This window comes from Bacillota bacterium (genome assembly GCA_024655925.1).
Lineage (GTDB): Bacteria > Bacillota > DTU025 > DTU025 > JANLFS01 > JANLFS01.
Genome location: JANLFS010000063.1, coordinates 1 through 18,018, shown reverse-complemented (window position 1 = coordinate 18,018; position 18,018 = coordinate 1). Strand labels below are relative to the sequence as shown.

Here is an 18,018-nt window from a genome sequence, read left to right as displayed (position 1 = left end):
ACGGCTTCGACGTGCATCCAAAGTACCTGCGGCTGCTTGAAAAAGCCGATGGATATGAGTATGCCCAGAAAGGGGGAAGCGGCGTCTCCTCCCCACGCCTGAAGGCGGAGGCTTCCGACGCTGCGTAGTCTGGTGGTCCACATATACGGGGTGACGAAAGTCTTCCCCGGCAACGTTAAGGCCCTGACTGGGGTGGATCTGTCCGTCTCCAAGGGTGATTTCGTGTTCGTGGTCGGCCCCAGCGGTGCGGGCAAATCTACCCTTCTCTCTTTGATATACCGGGGCACCTTGCCTACCAGGGGGCAAGTCCTCGTAGCGGGCAAGAACGTGACTCGCCTGCGGTGGAGAGATGTCCCGTTCCTCAGGCGGAAGATCGGTGTGGTCTTCCAGGACTTCAAGCTCCTCCCGGAGCGGACCACTTACCAGAACGTGGCGTTCGCCCTCGAAGTCACCGAGGCCTCCTGCCGGGAGATTTCGCGGAAGGTCCCGGCGGCTCTCGAGATGGTTGGGCTGACCCAGAGGGCACATGCAATGCCCCACGAACTATCCGGCGGAGAACAGCAGCGCGTTGCCATAGCTCGCGCCATCGTCAACGATCCGATAGTGCTCATAGCCGACGAACCCACAGGCAATCTGGACCCTGATACCTCCGCGGGTATCATGGACCTCCTGTGCCAGATAAACGCGAGGGGCACCACAGTCGTGATGGCCACCCACAACGAGGGCATAGTCGACCGCATGCGTAAGCGCGTCGTCGAGCTGGAGTTCGGCCGGGTAGTCAGGGACGAAGTCCGGGGGGCCTACCGGCATGAGGCTTAGGACAGTCTTATCGCTCGCGGTCCAGTCCGTCCGGGGCCTGAGGCGGAACCTCACTGTCACGTCGATCGTGATAGTCACCGCGTGTATGCTGGTGTTGGGAGCGTTCATCTTGGTAGCACTCAATGTCACTGGTTTTGGGCGGGAACTCGAGTCTCAGGTGGAGGTAAGGGTATTTCTCGCTCCGGATGTTCAGCCCGATATCAGGGACAGTCTCATTGCTGCCATCAGGGAGGTTCCTGGCGTCGCTGGGGTCGAATATGTCGACAGGGAGACGGGTCTCCTGCGGCTCAAACGGCAGCTGTCAGAGTACGGATTCCTCCTGGACGACCTCCCTGAGAACCCGCTTCCTGATTCTTTTGATGTCTCGCTTGAACATGCATCTGACGCGCGGGCGGTCGCCGCCGCCATTTCTAGGTTCGAAGGCGTGGAGGACCTGAGGTATGGGCAGATGTACGTTGATAAGCTTCTGTCGGTCCTCAGGGTCATCTGGGGCATAACAGGAGCGATGGCCGGGCTGGCTACGGTGGGAATCGGCTTGATAGTGTCCAATACTATCAGGCTCACAGTCTCCGCAAGACGGCGGGAGATCGAGATCATGAAGCTCGTGGGTGCCACTGACGCATTCATCCAGTTCCCGTTCATCCTGGAAGGGTTCGCCATCGGCGTCCTAGGCGCTGCGTTTGCGAGCGCAGTGATGTACCCAGGTTATTTTGCGGCAGCACGATGGATCGGTGTAACCGCTCCTTTCGTGCCCGTGGTCCGGGATCCGATAAAGATAGGCTACGTGGTCATTGTGCTCCTCGCCCTCGGGGCCGCGGTGGGGCTCATTGGGAGCTCCATATCGACCCGGCGGTACTTGAGAGTCTGAGATCCGGGGGTACCGACGCATGATGCCGGGATTTCGAAGGGTTGTTGTCTACGTGGTTCTGGCGTGCTCAGCGGCACCGTTCCTACTTACCGGTGGGGGTCTGGCGAACCCAAGTGCGCAGGAACTCTCCAGGCAGAAAGACGCGCTCACGGAGCTTCAGGAACAGATCGAGGTGACCCGTCAGGAGCTGTTTCGCTTCAGACGTGAGGAACAGAACGCGCTCCAGGCAGTCCAGAAGATCGAAGAGGAACTGGAGGCCTTGCGGACGAGGATTACAAACCTCGACTCCAGGCTCAAGTCCGCTCAGGCTCAGCTGGCCCGCCTGAGTGCCGAATTCGAGGTTGCAGGCCGGGAACTTGACGTAGTCACACGGGATTATGAGCGCAAGGTAGGAGCTCTCTCTCAGCGCCTCGTGGACATCTACAAGCTAGGGCCCGGGACTTACCTGGAGATGCTCCTGGAGTCCCGGGACTTCCTGGATTTCGTGACCAGGTATGAACTGATCGGTATGGTCCTCGAACAGGACCTGAGCATGTTCCGTCGCGTCAGGGAAGAGAAGGAAGCCATAGAGGCCCGCCGCGAGGAACTGGCCCAGCATCAGAGGCGGCTTGAGGAGGCGCGGAAGGAGATCTCGCTTCTTAGATCCAGCCTCAAGGATGAGGAGAGGTCCATGGCGTCAAGGATGGCGGAGCGCGAGTACTACCTCAAGCGCATGCGAGCCGAGCGCGCTAGGTGGGAACGGGAGCTTGCCGAGGAAGAGAGACAGTCCCGTGAGCTCGAGCACTCGATCAGGGAGATGCAGGCCAGGCTGGGTCGGGCTGGGCAGTTGGTCAGATGGAGGGGGAAGTTCACCTGGCCCACTGAAGGTCGGGTTACGTCGGCATTTGGGTGGCGGACTCATCCCATATTCGGAGACCGCCGCTTCCACTCTGGCATAGACATAGCCGCGAGGACCGGCACGCCGGTGGTGGCCGCGGCTGATGGATATGTGCTATACTCCGGGTGGATAAGCGGGTACGGGAACACAGTCATACTCGATCACGGGGGAGGGCTTTCCACCCTCTACGGGCACGCAAGCTCACTCGCGGTCTCCGCGGGGAAAGCAGTGCTCCAGGGTGATCTGATCGCCCGTGTCGGCAGCACCGGGTTCTCCACAGGCCCTCACCTCCATTTCGAGGTTCGGGACGGCGGGACACCCAAGGACCCCATGGATTGGCTGCCAAAACGATGAAATCGCGTCCTGCCCGCGCTGCAGGTTCGACTACTTCGTCAGCCTGCATAGGATGTATGGAGTACAGAAAGCAGGTGCACGCGAATGCCTGAGTCATACGGCGGGAAATCACCCAGACGTCTCGCGGCCGTCGCGGCCATTTTCGTTATCCTGGCAATCCTGGCTCCGGTGGCGCTCGGGGGCACGCCGGCGCCTGGGGACGCCCAGCCGAAATACCGAGACGTCCGTACAGCTCTTGAGGCAATCTACTTGGTGAAGAGCGAGTTCTACAAGCCGGTATCTGTCTCCAAGCTGATATCGGCCTACTTCGCCCGGGGGACCGTCTCGGGGATGCTGGAGTCGCTGGGTGATCCCTACACCCGGTACATGAGCCCCAAGGACTTCCAGGCGCTCCGCGATGATTCGGCGGGCGTGTTCGGAGGCATAGGCATTCTCGTCGGGATCAGGAACAAGAACATCACCATAATTACACCGATTGAGAATACCCCAGGGATGCGGGCAGGGCTGATGCCAGGGGACCACATAGTGGAGATAGATGGGGTTTCTACTGAAGGCATGGCTCTGGACCGGGCCGTGTCCATGATGCGCGGTGAGCCAGGCACCAGGGTGGTGTTGGTCATCGAGCGCGGGCCACAGAATCAGAGGTTCACCGTTGATATCATACGGGACATAATCAACTCCCCGAGCACACGCGGGTACATGCTTGACAAGTCCACGGGCATTGGGTACATCGAGCTTCGGACCTTCTCTCAGAAAGCTGGGCAGGAGATGGAAGCCGAGATTCAGCGCCTGCGGACCCTCGGTATGAAAGGGCTGATCCTCGACTTGAGGTACAACGGTGGAGGCCTCGTGTCCCAGGCGGTGGAGGTGGCGAGCAAATTCATCCCGCCGGGTCCCGTAATGCATGTGCAGGGAAGAGACCAGAAGAAGAAGACCCTGGAGACCGTGGGAAAGCGCGTGGTAGACTTCCCTGTGGTAGTCCTGGTAAACGAGTATACGGCCTCAGCGTCCGAAATCCTCGCAGGGGCGCTTCAGGACAACCGGGTAGCCACTGTGGTGGGCACACCCACCTTCGGCAAAGGCCTAGTGCAGACTCTCTACCCGCTTAGTGACGGGTCCGGGCTGGCCGTCACGACACAAATATACCTGACCGCCGGGGAACGTGCGATAACTCCTGAGACTCCGATAACCCCCGACCACATCGTGGAGATGCCGGATCCGGAAGACCTCCCGGAGGTCAAGAACGAAACGCCCCAGGAGCCAGTCACTGCTGAAGATCTCTTGCGTCTGGATCCCGAGCGTGACCTGCAACTCCGACGTGCAATCGAGATTCTCTCGAGGGAGATAGAGGCGACCGAGTCCCGCAAGGCTGCCTAGACCGGAGTGTTGTAAGTGTCCTCATATCCTGTTGTCGGTGTCCTCGAGTTGATTCTCCGGGCCATGGCCGGACTGTTCAGCATCGGGTTCACCCTGGTCGGCTTTTGGCTCGTGATGACCCTGGTATACCTCCAGTACCGGCGCGTGTCCTCGCTGGAGGCCCAGACTCTCGGGGCTGAGAAACGTAGCCCGCTTGTGCGCACGATGGTGTCACTTGTTGCCGGCGTCCTCGGCGGGATACTCGGAAGTTTCATCTACATCCTACTTGGGGCGTCAATAGGTGAGATGGGGCTGGGTTTCATCTGGATCGTGGCCCTCTCTCTCGCTGTCTTCAACCTCCGACTCATCTGCTTTGCCTACGCCGGGGGTATTGTGTCGTTATCCGCCCTTGTGTTGGGGTGGCCAAGAGTGGACATACCTGCCATCATGTCGTTGGTCGGAGTCCTCCACCTGGTTGAGTCAGTGCTCATCCTGGCAATGGGCCACCTAGACACCACGCCGGTGCTGATCCCGGGCCCCGGGGGCAGACCCCGGGGCGTCTGCCTTTTGCAGAAGTTCTGGCCCATTCCGGTGGTAGTCGGGATGATGGTGTCTCTTCCCCTTGCAGAGATGCCGCCGGAGGTCTTGCACATGCCCGACTGGTGGCCGCTGGTAAAGCCCTCATTACCCACGCCCGAGGGAATGGAAGCCATCTTTGCGGTCATCGCGGTTACCGCGGCGACGGGTTACGGGGATTTCACCTACACCAGGACCCCCAGGCAGAAGGCTACCCTGACAGCTTGCGCATCAGCGGTGTTCAGCCTGGTCCTCCTGGGGCTCGCGGTCCTTTCGGCCTCGGTTCCCGCGGTCCGTTGGGCGGCTGCTCTCTTCTCTCCGCTCGGGCATGAGGCAGTGATCTTCTTGGCGCGCCGGGTCGAACAGACTGGAACTCCTCTGTTTGATCCTGTACCCTCGGGACTGCGTGTTCTCGACGTGCTTCCTGGGTCACCTGCGTCAGCCGCGGGCATAAAGGCCGGGGACATCATTCTATCAGTCAACTGCCAGCCCATCTCGACCATTCCGGAATTCCTGCAAGGCCTGAGTGCTGTCCCGTACGCGGCCCTCTTGGAGGTGGAGTCTACCTCGCGGGTGCAGAGTCGGGCAAGGCGCGGTCTGGGGGACGCATCCCTTGGAGGCACACGAACGGTGCAGATCAAGATCAGAGGAAAAGATTCCGAGTTGGGTCTGGTGTTCGTCCCCCGTGAAGGCCCGGTGCGCATGGTTCGTCTGGGCAGCGGCGGGCTCGCCGCCATGATCAGTAGATGGCTCGGTCGCCGGCTCTGGGGCGGGAGGTCGTGACTCATGGTTATCCGCTTACGATTTGTGCTTGCGGTGGGATTCTCCCTTCTCACCATGATCCTCTCCGGGTGCGGGGGAGGGGACTTGGGAGTGATATCGCACGAGTCGGGCCGGATCATCCACGACTATACCAGACGGTCGGATCGGGTGGCGGGTGCAGTCAGAACAGGGCTTGAAAGTCTGGGGCTTCTCGATTCGGGGACGGTTGCAGGTGCCCACCGCGAATTGGAGCTTGCCCCTGCCGCTGAGGAGAAGGGAACCTATCTGAGGTGGAGCGTGACCTCGTACACTGTGCGGGTTCCTGTAGCCAAAGGAGGCAAGTGGCCAGACCAGGCGGTCTTCGATGAGTATAGGCGGGCTATAGAGCGGGCGGCTTCTTCCACGGATAGACCCTGGGTTCTGCCGCGCCCGGGTGAACAGGAGACCGCTGAACCCGGCGCCCCAGTCGTCTTCCGGGTGGGGTTCTCTCTTCCGAGACCCGGTGGCCGCACGGCCGCACTGGAGGCGGCGAGAGTAGTGCTCGAACCAATTTTCCATTCTAGTAAGGCTATTGCGAATATATCTGAGCCCGACGTAAGCGAAGCACCTGAACCATCCCCGGCGGCCAAACCCGCCTTGCAGCCGAGGGAGGCTCCACTCTTGCCGAAGCCGGCCGGAGGAAAACCCGCCCTCCTGGCGATCGTCATTGATGACCTTGGGTATGGCGTGCCTGGGACCGCTGAGCTCATGGAGCTCCACGCACCGATTACCGTAGCCATCCTTCCTGGGGGCACGCACGCCGCGAAAGAGGCCGAAATGGCGAGAGAACGCGGGTATGGAGTGATCCTGCACCAGCCGATGGAGGCTCTCGACGGGTCCAAGAATCCTGGGCCGGCAGCCATCAGTGTGGACATGTCGGACGAATCCATACGCCGTACGTTGCAGGCAAACCTCGCGCTGCTGCCCGCGGTGGACGGAGTGAGCAACCATATGGGCTCGCGCGCTACTTCTGACCCACGGGTGATGAGGGTTGTCCTGGAGGAAGTGGGCCGGCGAGGCCTGTACTTCTTCGATTCCTACACCACCAGCGGATCGGTGGTCTCTCAGGTTGCCGCCGAAGTTGGCACACCTGTCCTGGTGAATGCGAAGTTCCTCGATTCCGAGACGTCAGAGACGTACGTCATGGACGCTCTGAGGTCAGCCGCGAAGATAGCCCTGGCACGTGGATCGGCAGCTGCGATCGGACATGTCCGGCCTGCCACCATCCGTGCACTCGCAGGCATGATCCCGGAACTCCAGGCCGCCGGTATCCGTCTTGTCCGCCTCTCGGACCTCGTTCCGGAGGCGGGGCGAGGGCGTGAACCTCTCCCGGAACCCCGAAAGACGCCTTCCCCTCCACTGCCGCCGCCAGCGCCGGTGCCTGTGCAGCCCAGCGAGCCCGATGTCGACACTACACGCGCTCAGGAACCCGCAGTGGCGCCGAAGCCCGCGGTTGAGCCTGAGACACAGCTTCTTCCGGAACCCAGGGAAACGCCTTCTCCTCCGCCGCCGGCGCCGGTGCCTGTGCCTGCGCCGCCTGGTGAGCCCGGTTTGGACAATACACCCTCGCAGGAAGCCGCGGCGACGCCAACGTCCATGGTTGAGCCTGAGACCCAACCTCCGCCGGAGCCCGTCCCCGAAGTCCAGCCGGACACGGGGACCGTGACTACTTCGGAGGAACCGGCGGGACCGGGTTCATAGCCGGCCACCACCCGGAACAGGCTCTGGCGAGGCTGGAAGAACGACGAAAGAGCGGGGCATCTTCGCCCTGCTCTTTTCTTACCCACCTTCGGCGGTTGAGGAAGGGAACCGGCACCGGAGGCCGAATATATGTTCGGCCGAAGGGGTTAACCCGGCGCCGGGCGGGTGCTATAATGTACACGCCGCGGCCGGTGCCGTGTGCATGCCGTGCCGCAAGGAGTGATTGGACATCTCAGTTTTTCGGCTCAAGTCCGATTTCGCACCTCGAGGGGACCAGCCCAAAGCCATCCGTGAACTCGTTTCGGGAGTGGAGTCCGGGCTGCGCGCCCAGGTCTTGCTGGGCGTGACCGGGTCCGGAAAGACATTCACCATGGCAAACGTGATCCAGAATCTCGGCAGGCCCACCTTGGTTATCGCGCACAACAAGACTCTTGCCGCCCAGCTGTGCGGGGAGTTCCGGGAGTTCTTCCCCAAGAACGCTGTGCATTACTTCGTAAGCTACTACGACTACTACCAGCCTGAGGCTTACATACCTCAGACCGACACCTACATTGAGAAGGATGCACAGATCAACGACGAGATCGACCGGATGCGCCACGCGGCGACAGCCGCTCTGGTTGAGCGGAGGGACGTCATAATCGTGGCCAGCGTGTCATGCATCTACGGGCTCGGAATGCCGGAGGAGTACCTCCGCCAGGCAGTCGTAGTGAGGCGAGGGGAGGAGACCGACCGCGATCGTCTCCTCCGGAAATTCGTGGCAATTCAGTACTCCAGGAACGACGTCGGGGTGGTCCGCGGAACGTTCCGCGTCCGGGGCGACGTCGTTGAGATCATCCCGGCAAGTGGGGAGACCGCCATCAGGATCGAGTTCTTCGGTGACCAGGTGGACCGGATAGCCGACGTCGACGTGCTGACCGGCGAGATCCTGGGAACCCGGGACTCTGCATTCATCTATCCGGCGACACACTACATCACGAGCCAGGAAAAGATGAAAATGGCGGTGGCGTCCATCGAGGCTGAGTTGGAGGCCCGGCTCGCGGAGCTCAAGGCCCAGGGGAAGCTTCTGGAGCACCAGAGGCTCGAGCAGCGAACCAGGTATGATCTGGAGATGCTCTCGGAGGTCGGGTACTGTTCGGGGGTGGAGAACTACTCCAGGCACCTCGCGGGAAGAGAGCCCGGGATGGCCCCGGCGACCCTGCTCGATTACTTCCCCGATGATTACCTGATGTTCATTGACGAATCTCATGTCACAGTCCCGCAACTGCGGGGCATGTACATGGGGGATCGGTCGCGCAAAGAAAGCCTTGTGAACTACGGGTTCCGCCTCCCCTCAGCTTTCGACAACAGGCCGCTTCGGTTCGACGAGTTCGAACGCAGAATCAACCAGGTGATCTTCGTTTCGGCCACTCCTGGACCGTACGAGCGTAGCATCAGTGGACGAATCGTGGAACAGATCATCCGACCGACCGGCCTTGTGGACCCGCCTGTCACGGTCAAGCCTGTCCGGGGGCAGGTGGATGACCTCATCGGACAGGTGAGGCAGACTGTTGACCAGGGATACAGGGTTCTTGTGACTACTCTGACCAAGAAGATGGCAGAGGACCTCACCGACTACCTGCGGGAGATCGGCATTCGGGTCCGGTACCTCCACTCCGAAATAGACACGCTGGAACGCATCGAGATCCTCCGGGAACTGCGCATGGGGGAGTTCGATGTCTTGGTAGGGATCAACCTGCTTAGGGAGGGGTTGGACCTTCCTGAGGTTGGCCTGGTGGCCATATTGGATGCAGACAAGGAAGGATACCTCCGCTCGGCCACGTCGCTCGTGCAGACGATCGGGCGGGCCGCCAGGAACGTTGATGGTCGGGTGATCATGTACGCCGATCATGTCACCGACTCAATGCGTCAGGCTATCGACGAGACTGAGCGCCGGCGTTCCATTCAGATGCAGTTCAACGAGGAGCATGGCATCACGCCGGAGTCTGTTGTGAAAGCAGTACGAGACATCATCGAGTCTGAGCGGGGAACGCGGGAGGCGCAAGGAAGAGCAGGTGCGCCCTCGTCCGCCCGTGACCTACAGATTGACGAGATGGACGAGCGGGAGCTTGCCCACCACATAAAGTCTCTGGAAGAAGAGATGAAGAAAGCCGCGGGCCTTCTGGAGTTCGAGCGCGCGGCGGAGATCCGGGACCGCATAAAGGAACTGAGACGGAGGTTTGCGGAGCTTTGAGCAAGGACCGGATTATCATAAGAGGGGCGCGGGAACACAACCTCAAGAACGTGGATGTGGAGATCCCCAGGGATAAGCTGGTTGTCATAACCGGACTCTCCGGCTCCGGTAAGTCCTCTCTTGCTTTCGACACCATCTACGCCGAAGGACAGCGGCGGTATGTGGAGTCTCTGTCTGCTTACGCCAGGCAGTTCCTGGGGCAGATGAGCAAGCCGGACGTGGATTACATAGAGGGCCTGTCTCCGGCCATCTCGATAGACCAGAAAGCGACCAGCAGAAACCCAAGATCTACTGTCGCCACGGTGACGGAGATCTACGACTACCTGAGACTCCTCTATGCCAGGATAGGCAGGCCCCACTGCCCAGCGTGCGGGCGGGAGATAACCCAGCAGACGGTCGAGCAGATCGTGGACAAGATCATGTCTCTGCCGGATGGCACGAGAATCCAGATCCTGGGCCCGGTGGTCCGGGGCAAGAAGGGTGAGCACAAGAAGGTTCTCGAGGACATACGGCGCTGCGGATTCGCCCGGGTGCGGGTGAACGGCGAAGTCAGAGAAGTCTCCGAAGAGATCAGCCTCGAACGGTACAAGACCCACAAGATCGAGGTTGTCGTGGACAGGCTCGTGGTCAAGCCGGGGATAGCCCGAAGGCTCGCGGACTCCCTGGAGACCGCTGTCAAGCTCGGGGAGGGCGTCGTGATGGTGGACGTCGCCGGATCCGGGGATCTGGTATTCTCCGAGAAACTGGCCTGCCCGGATTGCGGGATGAGCTACGGAGAACTCGAGCCGAGGCTCTTCTCTTTCAACAGTCCCTACGGCGCCTGTCCCGTATGTTCTGGTCTCGGTGTGAAGAGCGAGTTCGACCCCGACCTCATATTCGACATGGATCGGTCCCTGGACGACGGCGCGATCATCCCCTACGACCGCAACGGCATCACTTCCGACTTCTACATGGGGCGAGTCCTCGAGGTCGCCCGCGTGCGGGGCATCGACACCACAGTCCCCCTTTCGTCGCTTCCCCCGGATCAACTCGAGATCCTCAAGCGGGGAACGGGGGATGAGAGGTACAGGTTCCGGTATACCGACTCTCAAGGTCGGGAGCAGGTTTGGGAGTCCAGGTTCGAGGGGGTGGTGAGGAACCTGGAGCGCCGGTACAGAGAGACCACCTCCGACCACATCCGCGAGGAGTTGGAGAAGTACATGAGCACTCGCCCGTGCCCCAGATGCGAAGGGGCCAGGCTCAAGCCGGAGGCTCTCGCTGTCACAGTCGGCGGCAAGTCCATAGTGGAAGTGACCGCCATGTCCACCGTGGTGGCACTGGATTTCTTCAGGTCTCTGTCACTGACCGAACGGGAACAGATGATCGCAAGACAGATACTCAAAGAGATCACCGCGAGGCTCGGGTTCCTGACCAACGTCGGGCTGGACTACCTCACCCTGGATCGCGCTGCAGGGACTCTGGCGGGGGGAGAAGCGCAGCGAATCAGGCTTGCGACTCAGATAGGCTCGAGCCTCGTGGGAGTCCTCTATATACTCGACGAGCCCTCCATCGGGCTGCATCAGCGCGACAACGAGCGGCTCATCAGGACGCTCAAGAGCCTGAGGGACATTGGAAACACCCTCATCGTAGTCGAACACGACGAGGAAATGATGAGGTCCGCAGATCACATCATCGACATCGGCCCCGGCGCAGGCACTCACGGAGGGCTAGTGGTCGGCCAGGGCACAGTGGAAGAGATCGAGAAGTGTCCACAATCCATCACAGGGCAGTTCCTCTCCGGCGCCAGGACCATCCCGGTTCCCCCCGCCCGACGGGCGCCGAACGGCAAATGCCTGGTGATCAAGGGAGCGCGCGAGCACAACCTCAAGAATATCGACGTCACGATACCTCTCGGGGTTTTCGTCTGCGTGACCGGGGTCTCTGGTTCAGGCAAGAGCACCCTGATAAACGAGATCCTCCACGAGCGGCTCGCGCATGAACTCAACCGCGCCGCCACCAGGCCCGGGGCGCACGATGCCGTCCTTGGTATCCAACACCTTGAGAAGGTCATCGGAATCGACCAATCTCCGATCGGCAGAACCCCGAGATCCAACCCCGCCACATACACCGGCGTGTTCGATCTGATACGAGAGGTATTTGCCGAAGTCCCGGAGGCGAAAGCCAGGGGATACAAGCCCGGGCGGTTCAGCTTCAACGTCAAGGGTGGCAGATGCGAGGCGTGCCGGGGGGACGGGATCATTAAGATTGAGATGCATTTCCTGCCGGACGTCTATGTCCCGTGCGAGGTCTGTCACGGGCAGCGTTACAACCGTGAGACGCTCGAGGTCCGGTACAAGGGCAAGAACATCTCGGACGTGCTCAACATGAGGATCGAAGAGGCCTTGGAGTTCTTCCGGAACATCCCCGGGATCAGGCGCAAGTTGCAGACTCTCCACGAGGTGGGCCTCGGCTATATGCAACTGGGACAGCCCGCGACGACCTTGTCCGGCGGGGAGGCGCAGCGCGTGAAGCTCGCGGCCGAACTCTCCCGTCGCACCAACGGCAAGACTCTCTACATCCTCGATGAGCCCACGACTGGGCTGCACTTCGCGGACATTCAGAAACTCCTGGAGGTTCTGGGCAAGCTAGTCGACGCGGGGGACACGGTTCTCGTGATCGAACATAATATGGACGTCATCAAGTCTGCGGATTACATCATCGACATGGGCCCGGAAGGAGGAGACCGTGGCGGACAGGTTGTCGCCACCGGCACCCCCGAAGAGATCGCAGCATCTCCTCAGTCATACACGGGTCAGTTCCTCCGGAAGACTGCGGGGATCAGGCCACACGAGGTGATCGCGAGTGAGCTTGCGTGATACCTTGGCGTCCCTCCCGACGGCGCCTGGTGTCTACCTGATGAAGGACGCCGCAGGCACAGTCATCTACGTGGGCAAGGCAGTGAACCTCAGGAACCGAGTCCGCTCATACTTCCATTCGAGCCGGGACCACTCACCCAAAGTGGCCCGGCTCGTAGAGAAGATCGCGGACCTGGATTACGTCGTCACAGACTCGGAGCTTGAGGCGCTGATCCTTGAATGTAACCTGATAAAAGAACACAGGCCTCGCTACAACGTCAGGTTGCGGGACGACAAGTCCTACCCATTCATCCGGGTCACCTTGGGGGAGACATACCCGCGCATCTTTGTAACCCGCAAAGTAGTGCGCGACGGTTCCCGGTACTTCGGCCCGTTTGCAGACGTCAACGCGGTTCACGACACACTCCGGCTGCTCAAGAAGGTCTTTCCCATCAGGCAGTGCTCAAGGCGGATCGACAGCGATGTGAGGAGCAGGCCTTGCCTCAACTTCCATATCAAGCGATGTCTCGGGCCGTGCTCAGGTGGGGTCGACCCTGCGTGCTACCGAGAACTCATTGACGAGGTCTTACTCTTCCTCGAGGGCAGGCAGTGGGACCTCGTCCGGAGCCTCAGGAGACGCATGGAGGCGGCTGCGGACGCCCTTGATTTCGAGCAGGCGGCGGTCCTGCGTGATCAGGTCCAGGCCTTGGAACGGGTGATAGAGAAGCAGAAGATCGTCTCGGACAACAGAGGAGACCAGGATGTCGTGGCGATAGCCCGTGACGAGCGGGGCGCTTGTGTCCAGGTTCTCCTGGTGCGTGATGGAAAACTTGTCGGTGGTGACCATTTCATCCCAGCAGGGATGGAGGAAGCAGACGATTCCGAGGCCCTGTCTGCCTTTGTCACGCAGTACTACTCGGATACTACCCTCGTCCCACCTGAGATCCTACTCTCGACAGAGATCGAGGGGGTCCGCACGCTCGAGAGATGGCTTTCGAGCCGGTCCGGCTCTCGCGTTTCGATCCGCGTCCCCAAGCGCGGGGAGAAACGCAAGCTGGTGGAACTTGCCGCCACGAATGCTGCCGCCGCGCTCGTACGGGCACGTGCAAGGTCGGACTCGGAAGAGCAGGTCTGTGCAGAGGCGCTCGTGGAGCTTTCGAGGGCAGTGGGCCTGGCCGCGCCCCCAAAGCGTATCGAGTGCTATGACATCTCGAACCTCCAGGGCACGGAGGCCGTTGGGTCCATGGTGGTTTTCGAGGACGGCAGGCCGGCGAAATCTGAGTATCGGAGGTTCCGAATACGCGGAGCGGAGGGGCAGAACGATTTCGCGGCGATGGCAGAGATCATTGGCAGAAGGATCAGGCGTGGGACAGGGGACTGCGCTGACCCGAAGTTCGCCAGGCTGCCGGACCTGATCGTGGTGGACGGAGGCCGGGGGCAGTTGAACGCGGCTGTTGACTCGCTCCGGGCGTCCGGGGCCCACCACATACCTGCGGTTTCCCTGGCCAAGAAGGAAGAGGAGATACTCACGCCCCACAGTCCTGACCCCATCGTGCTGCCACGGGAGTCTCTCGGGCTCCGCCTGATCCAACACCTCCGCGATGAGGCCCACAGGTTCGCGGTCTCCTACCACCGCACGGTCAGAGGGAAGCGCAGCATAACCTCGGAATTGACCGGGCTTCCCGGAATAGGAAGGAAACGCCTGATTGCGCTCATGCGGAAGTTCAGATCCCTGGACGCCCTGGCGGAAGCATCCATGGACGACATCGCCTCGACTCCTGGGATGACGAGGCCTTCCGCGTCGGTTGTCTACGGACACCTTCACCCCGAAGCCGGGGGGAGCCAGGAAAACCAGACAGGAGGCACACCGGTGTGATTTCCGTATCGCCACTGATCGCCTCAGTCCAGACATTGCTTGGGGAGGTGAGGCTCGAGGCCACTGCGCGCGGGCTGTTCCGAGTGAATATGCCCCCCATCAGCCCAGGTGATCTCTCGAAGTTGCCTATCCCGGCGCGCTACGCCCACCTTAGTCCGGACCCTCAAATCACACTCGCGGAAATAGGCCTGGGCGCGATGATGCCAGGCACCACGCCCGCTAGTGTCCCGCGCCGTCCTACCCCCGTTGTCGGCGAGGACACGGACCCTCGCGACACCCTTGCCCGCGCCTCCCGGGACATAGCGAGGTTCTTCGAGGGTGAACTGGGTCCGGAGGAGCTGTGGTTCTCCTACAAGTACGACATCGATGATCTTGGCGGCTTCTCGCAGGCAGTCCTCAGGGGTATGAGTTCCATACCTCCCGGGCAGGTTCGCACCTACGGATGGATCGCCTCCCAAGCCGGTCGGCCGGGAGCCCCGCGCGCGGCAGGCTCAGTCGTGGGTGCAAACCGACTCGGACCCCTCGTGCCATGTCACAGGGTGGTCGGAGCTGGGGGCACGCTCACCGGGTTCGGAGGAGGGCTGCCCTTCAAGGTCGCCCTGCTTGCGCTGGAGTACCAGACATGCTACGGGCCGCTTCAGGATTTTTAAGCTATGTATTGACATTATTAAAGTAGCGATTTATAATCTGAAGCGAGCCCGACGCGACTGGAGGTGACTCAGATGCGCAGGCGGGAGGCTCTAGGAAAATGCCCAGTATGCGGCGAGAAGTTGGACGTGACCAGGCTGGCCTGCAGGACTTGCGGTACGGTGATAGAAGGCAAGTTCGATGTATGCAGGTTTTGCCAGCTTTCAAACGAGCAGAAGAGCTTCGTGGAGGTGTTCATAAAGAACAGGGGCAACATCAAGGATGTCGAGCGGGAACTAGGCATATCTTACCCCACAGTCCGCAATAGGCTCGACGCCGTGATCGCGGCGCTCGGTTACAATGTGGAGGATCCCGAAGCTCCAGATGCGGCGTCCAGGCGCAAGTCTGTTATTGACGCTCTGGCCAGGGGGGAGATCACCGCAGACGAGGCGGTCAAGCAACTCAAGACCAAGTAGACTGGGAGGCGACGCTGAGGTGAGCGAGGAGAGAAAGGCCATTCTCGGTCTGCTCGCCGAGGGGAAGATAACCGCGGACGAAGCGGATCAACTTCTGGACGCCCTTGAAGAGAGAGATGACGTGTCCGACGGAACCAGCCGCGAAGGCAGAGGTCCGGGCTCGGCGCCAGCGGGTGCCAGGTCGCTCAGGGTGGATCTGGACGGAATAGCAGACAGGATAGGTAAGGTCGTGGGCGAGATGGTAGAGGCCGGACACGAGTTGCCCAACAGAGTCCGCGGCATCTCCCTCACTTCCATACTAGGTTCACTTGGGCTCGGGGATCTCTTTGGAGGCGTTCCGGTGGAAAAGGTGTTCGAAGGCAGCCTGCCCGACGGAGTCTCGAGGTTCCGGGTGGTATTCTCCACTTCCAATGGGCACATCCGTGTCAGTTCATGGGACCAACCTGGGTACCGAGTCTGTGTAAGAGTCGGTGTGCGCGGCGTCGACACTCAAGACCAGGCGGAACGGAAGGTCGCGGAGGAACTGAGGTTGGCTCTGGGGAGAGATGGGATGGGGTTCGATTGCGCAGACCCGCGGATGCTTGAATCCATCGCTGTCGATGCCTTCGTCCCAAACGGGCCGTCATACGATGTCTCCGTTCAGACTACCAACGGGTCTGTCGTTATCGAGGGTGTGTCTGCGACCGCGATCGAGGCCTCATCCACAAACGGCCGCATAGTCCTGGACAGGGTGAAGGCCGCCCGGGCCGAGGCAACATCGGTCAACGGCAGCCTTTCTGTTTCGGGTGATCTGCGTGAGGGCAGGTTCGTCACGACGAACGGAAGCATCACAGGGACCCTGTACTCCGAAGGAGGCGGGCAGGTATCGATGCGCACTACCAACGGGAGCGTGAGGGTGCGCCTGCCCAGAGATGCCCGCACCGGGTTCGAAGTGCGTGGGGAGACTCTCTCTGGGTCCGTCAGATCATCGGTGGAGGGCGCGTCGGTGACCGTTGAGCGAGCAGGTTTTGGCCCAGAGCGGAAGATACGGGTGGCCACTGTCGGCTGGGAGAACGCCCACCATAGGATGGTGGTGGAGGCGCGCGCTCTGAGTGGTTCCATTCTGATCGAGAACGGACAAGTGTAGGAGGTGCAGTGGCCATGCAGGAGGACAGAAAGGCTATCCTCGAGATGGTTCGCGACGGCAAGCTCACCGTGGACGAAGCACAGAAGCTTCTGGAGGCTATAGAATCGCCCCCCGCGCCACGGCAGGCCGCGGCCGGGCAGAAGGAGTCCAAGTTCATCAGGGTGAACGTGAAGAACGAGGACGGCACCAGGGTGAATGTGAACGTGCCTGTGAACTTGGCCAGAGTAGTGTGGAAATTCATACCCAAGGACACCCTGAAGGACCTGGAGGAGAAGAAGATTGACCTGGATGAGATCCTGACCGCCATCGAACAGGGCGCAGGGGGAAGACTCGTGGACGTTGAGTCGGATGACGGAACCAAAGTCGAGATATACATAGACTGATGATGTCGGAAGGGGGGCTCTTACAGTGGTACGCCGGGCCTACCTTCTGGTCGTTCGGGTGTCTGGGAGAGGTTTCGGGCTTTGGATCCCGTTTCCGCTATGGGCTATCGACGACTTTGTCGCCTCTGCTGTGCAGGTCGCCAGGATGGCCTTATGGATGAGCCCGAGGCTCCGCGAGCGTGTCTGCGTGAGCGTGCCTCGGGGAGGGTTCGAGATCGACATTGCGTCCGCAGCCAGGATCCTTGAGGAGGCCTGGAAGTCCCTTGCCAGAGCCGGGCAGTATGACCTCGTGGATATCTCCGAACCTCGCGAAATGAGCGTCCGTGTGCAGTTCTGGTAGCTCACGTCCACCAGCACATCTCAGGGAATGGAGTGATTCGGATGTCAGACACAACTGCGGAAACGGCACGCCGTGCGGCCGCGCGCGCGAAAGAACTTGGGATCAAGCACCTGGTGGTTGCGTCGAACACCGGCACGACCGCACTGACACTTGCAGAGGCTGTAGATCAAGCTTACGGCCCAGATAACCCGAGTAGACCTTCGATCTCATGCGTGACTCATGTAACGGGGTTCCGTAATCCCGGTGAACAAGAGATGCCCCAAGAGGTGCGAGAACGTCTCCACAGCATGGGCATTAAGGTCCTGACCACAACTCACCTGATGGGCGGAATCGAACGCGCCATCGCAAGGGAGTGGGGAGGACTCTACCCCGCCGCGATCGTGGCCAATACTCTCCGCATGTTCGGTCAAGGTTCAAAGGTCGCGGTGGAGTGCGCAGTGATGGCCCTCGATTCTGGACTCATCCCTTACGGGGAAGAGGTGATCTCGCTGGGAGGGTCGGGCAGAGGGGCGGACACAGCCCTGGTTGTTAGACCGAGCCACGCAGCGAGTTTCTTTAAGACCGCCGTTCTCGAAGTTGTCACGAAGCCCAGGAAGGGCGCGGAATGAAGAAAGTCGGCCATGTGCAGGACTTGGACCTTATGTGCTAGAATAAGAAGAAGGTGCCAGGTAGATGGAGGTGTTGCTAGTGGAAAGGCGGCTGTACCGGTCCGTTCGTGACCGGATGTTGGGTGGAGTCTGCGGGGGCCTTGCGCGGTACATTGGAACTGATCCC

16 protein-coding genes are annotated in these 18,018 nt (G+C 60.8%); all 16 read left to right on the top strand.

Going from position 1 to position 18,018, the window contains the following annotated elements:
* Positions 1–132 precede the first annotated feature (132 nt).
* A complete protein-coding gene (gene ftsE, locus NUW23_10475; GenBank protein MCR4426594.1) occupies positions 133–819 on the top strand; it encodes a cell division ATP-binding protein FtsE in 687 nt (228 codons plus the stop codon).
* On the top strand, positions 809–1,687 hold the full coding sequence (ftsX, locus tag NUW23_10470) for a permease-like cell division protein FtsX (protein ID MCR4426593.1): 879 nt from the start codon (positions 809–811) through the stop codon (positions 1,685–1,687). The genes ftsE and ftsX overlap by 11 nt, the downstream gene beginning before the upstream one ends.
* Positions 1,688–1,706: 19 nt before the next feature.
* On the top strand, positions 1,707–2,918 hold the full coding sequence (locus NUW23_10465; protein ID MCR4426592.1) for a peptidoglycan DD-metalloendopeptidase family protein: 1,212 nt from the start codon (positions 1,707–1,709) through the stop codon (positions 2,916–2,918).
* An 84-nt stretch (positions 2,919–3,002) separates the two neighbouring features.
* A complete protein-coding gene (locus tag NUW23_10460) occupies positions 3,003–4,295 on the top strand; it encodes a S41 family peptidase (GenBank protein ID MCR4426591.1) in 1,293 nt (430 codons plus the stop codon).
* 15 nt (positions 4,296–4,310) lie between these two features.
* The gene (locus NUW23_10455; GenBank protein MCR4426590.1) at positions 4,311–5,633 is read left to right on the top strand and encodes a PDZ domain-containing protein; all 1,323 of its coding nucleotides are present in this window, start codon (positions 4,311–4,313) and stop codon (positions 5,631–5,633) included.
* Between the two features lie 3 nt (positions 5,634–5,636).
* Entirely contained in the window at positions 5,637–7,352 is a 1,716-nt protein-coding gene (locus NUW23_10450; protein MCR4426589.1) for a divergent polysaccharide deacetylase family protein, read from the top strand.
* Positions 7,353–7,581: 229 nt separating this feature from the next.
* Complete coding sequence (gene uvrB / locus NUW23_10445) at positions 7,582–9,582, top strand: excinuclease ABC subunit UvrB (protein ID MCR4426588.1); 2,001 nt, start codon at positions 7,582–7,584, stop codon at positions 9,580–9,582.
* Complete coding sequence (uvrA, locus tag NUW23_10440; protein ID MCR4426587.1) at positions 9,579–12,437, top strand: excinuclease ABC subunit UvrA; 2,859 nt, start codon at positions 9,579–9,581, stop codon at positions 12,435–12,437. Before uvrB ends, uvrA begins: the two co-directional genes overlap by 4 nt.
* Positions 12,424–14,292, top strand: a complete 1,869-nt coding sequence (gene uvrC, locus NUW23_10435; protein ID MCR4426586.1) for an excinuclease ABC subunit UvrC — start codon at positions 12,424–12,426, stop codon at positions 14,290–14,292. Before uvrA ends, uvrC begins: the two co-directional genes overlap by 14 nt.
* Entirely contained in the window at positions 14,289–14,942 is a 654-nt protein-coding gene (locus NUW23_10430; protein MCR4426585.1) for a methylated-DNA--[protein]-cysteine S-methyltransferase, read from the top strand. The genes uvrC and NUW23_10430 overlap by 4 nt, the downstream gene beginning before the upstream one ends.
* A 72-nt stretch (positions 14,943–15,014) precedes the next feature.
* Positions 15,015–15,395 carry a DUF2089 domain-containing protein gene (locus NUW23_10425; protein MCR4426584.1) on the top strand — a complete coding sequence of 127 codons (381 nt, stop codon included), beginning with the start codon at positions 15,015–15,017 and terminating at the stop codon, positions 15,393–15,395.
* Between the two features lie 19 nt (positions 15,396–15,414).
* Positions 15,415–16,521, top strand: coding sequence for a DUF4097 family beta strand repeat-containing protein (locus NUW23_10420; GenBank protein ID MCR4426583.1), 1,107 nt, complete (start codon positions 15,415–15,417; stop codon positions 16,519–16,521).
* A 14-nt stretch (positions 16,522–16,535) separates the two neighbouring features.
* On the top strand, positions 16,536–16,904 hold the full coding sequence (locus NUW23_10415; GenBank protein MCR4426582.1) for a hypothetical protein: 369 nt from the start codon (positions 16,536–16,538) through the stop codon (positions 16,902–16,904).
* A gap of 25 nt (positions 16,905–16,929) precedes the next feature.
* The gene (locus tag NUW23_10410) at positions 16,930–17,244 is read left to right on the top strand and encodes a hypothetical protein (GenBank protein ID MCR4426581.1); all 315 of its coding nucleotides are present in this window, start codon (positions 16,930–16,932) and stop codon (positions 17,242–17,244) included.
* A 41-nt stretch (positions 17,245–17,285) separates the two neighbouring features.
* The gene (locus tag NUW23_10405) at positions 17,286–17,852 is read left to right on the top strand and encodes a hypothetical protein (GenBank protein MCR4426580.1); all 567 of its coding nucleotides are present in this window, start codon (positions 17,286–17,288) and stop codon (positions 17,850–17,852) included.
* A 64-nt stretch (positions 17,853–17,916) separates the two neighbouring features.
* Positions 17,917–18,018: PspC domain-containing protein (locus NUW23_10400; protein ID MCR4426579.1), on the top strand; the 102-nt coding region annotated here is incomplete at its 3' end.

Coding starts and splice junctions, on each gene's coding strand:
- NUW23_10405 (MCR4426580.1), top strand. CDS start 17,286: ATGTCAGACACAACTGCGGAAACGGCACGCCGTGCGGCCGCGCGCGCG.
- NUW23_10465 (MCR4426592.1), top strand. CDS start 1,707: ATGATGCCGGGATTTCGAAGGGTTGTTGTCTACGTGGTTCTGGCGTGC.
- NUW23_10425 (MCR4426584.1), top strand. CDS start 15,015: ATGCGCAGGCGGGAGGCTCTAGGAAAATGCCCAGTATGCGGCGAGAAG.
- ftsX (MCR4426593.1), top strand. CDS start 809: ATGAGGCTTAGGACAGTCTTATCGCTCGCGGTCCAGTCCGTCCGGGGC.
- NUW23_10450 (MCR4426589.1), top strand. CDS start 5,637: ATGGTTATCCGCTTACGATTTGTGCTTGCGGTGGGATTCTCCCTTCTC.
- NUW23_10415 (MCR4426582.1), top strand. CDS start 16,536: ATGCAGGAGGACAGAAAGGCTATCCTCGAGATGGTTCGCGACGGCAAG.
- NUW23_10460 (MCR4426591.1), top strand. CDS start 3,003: ATGCCTGAGTCATACGGCGGGAAATCACCCAGACGTCTCGCGGCCGTC.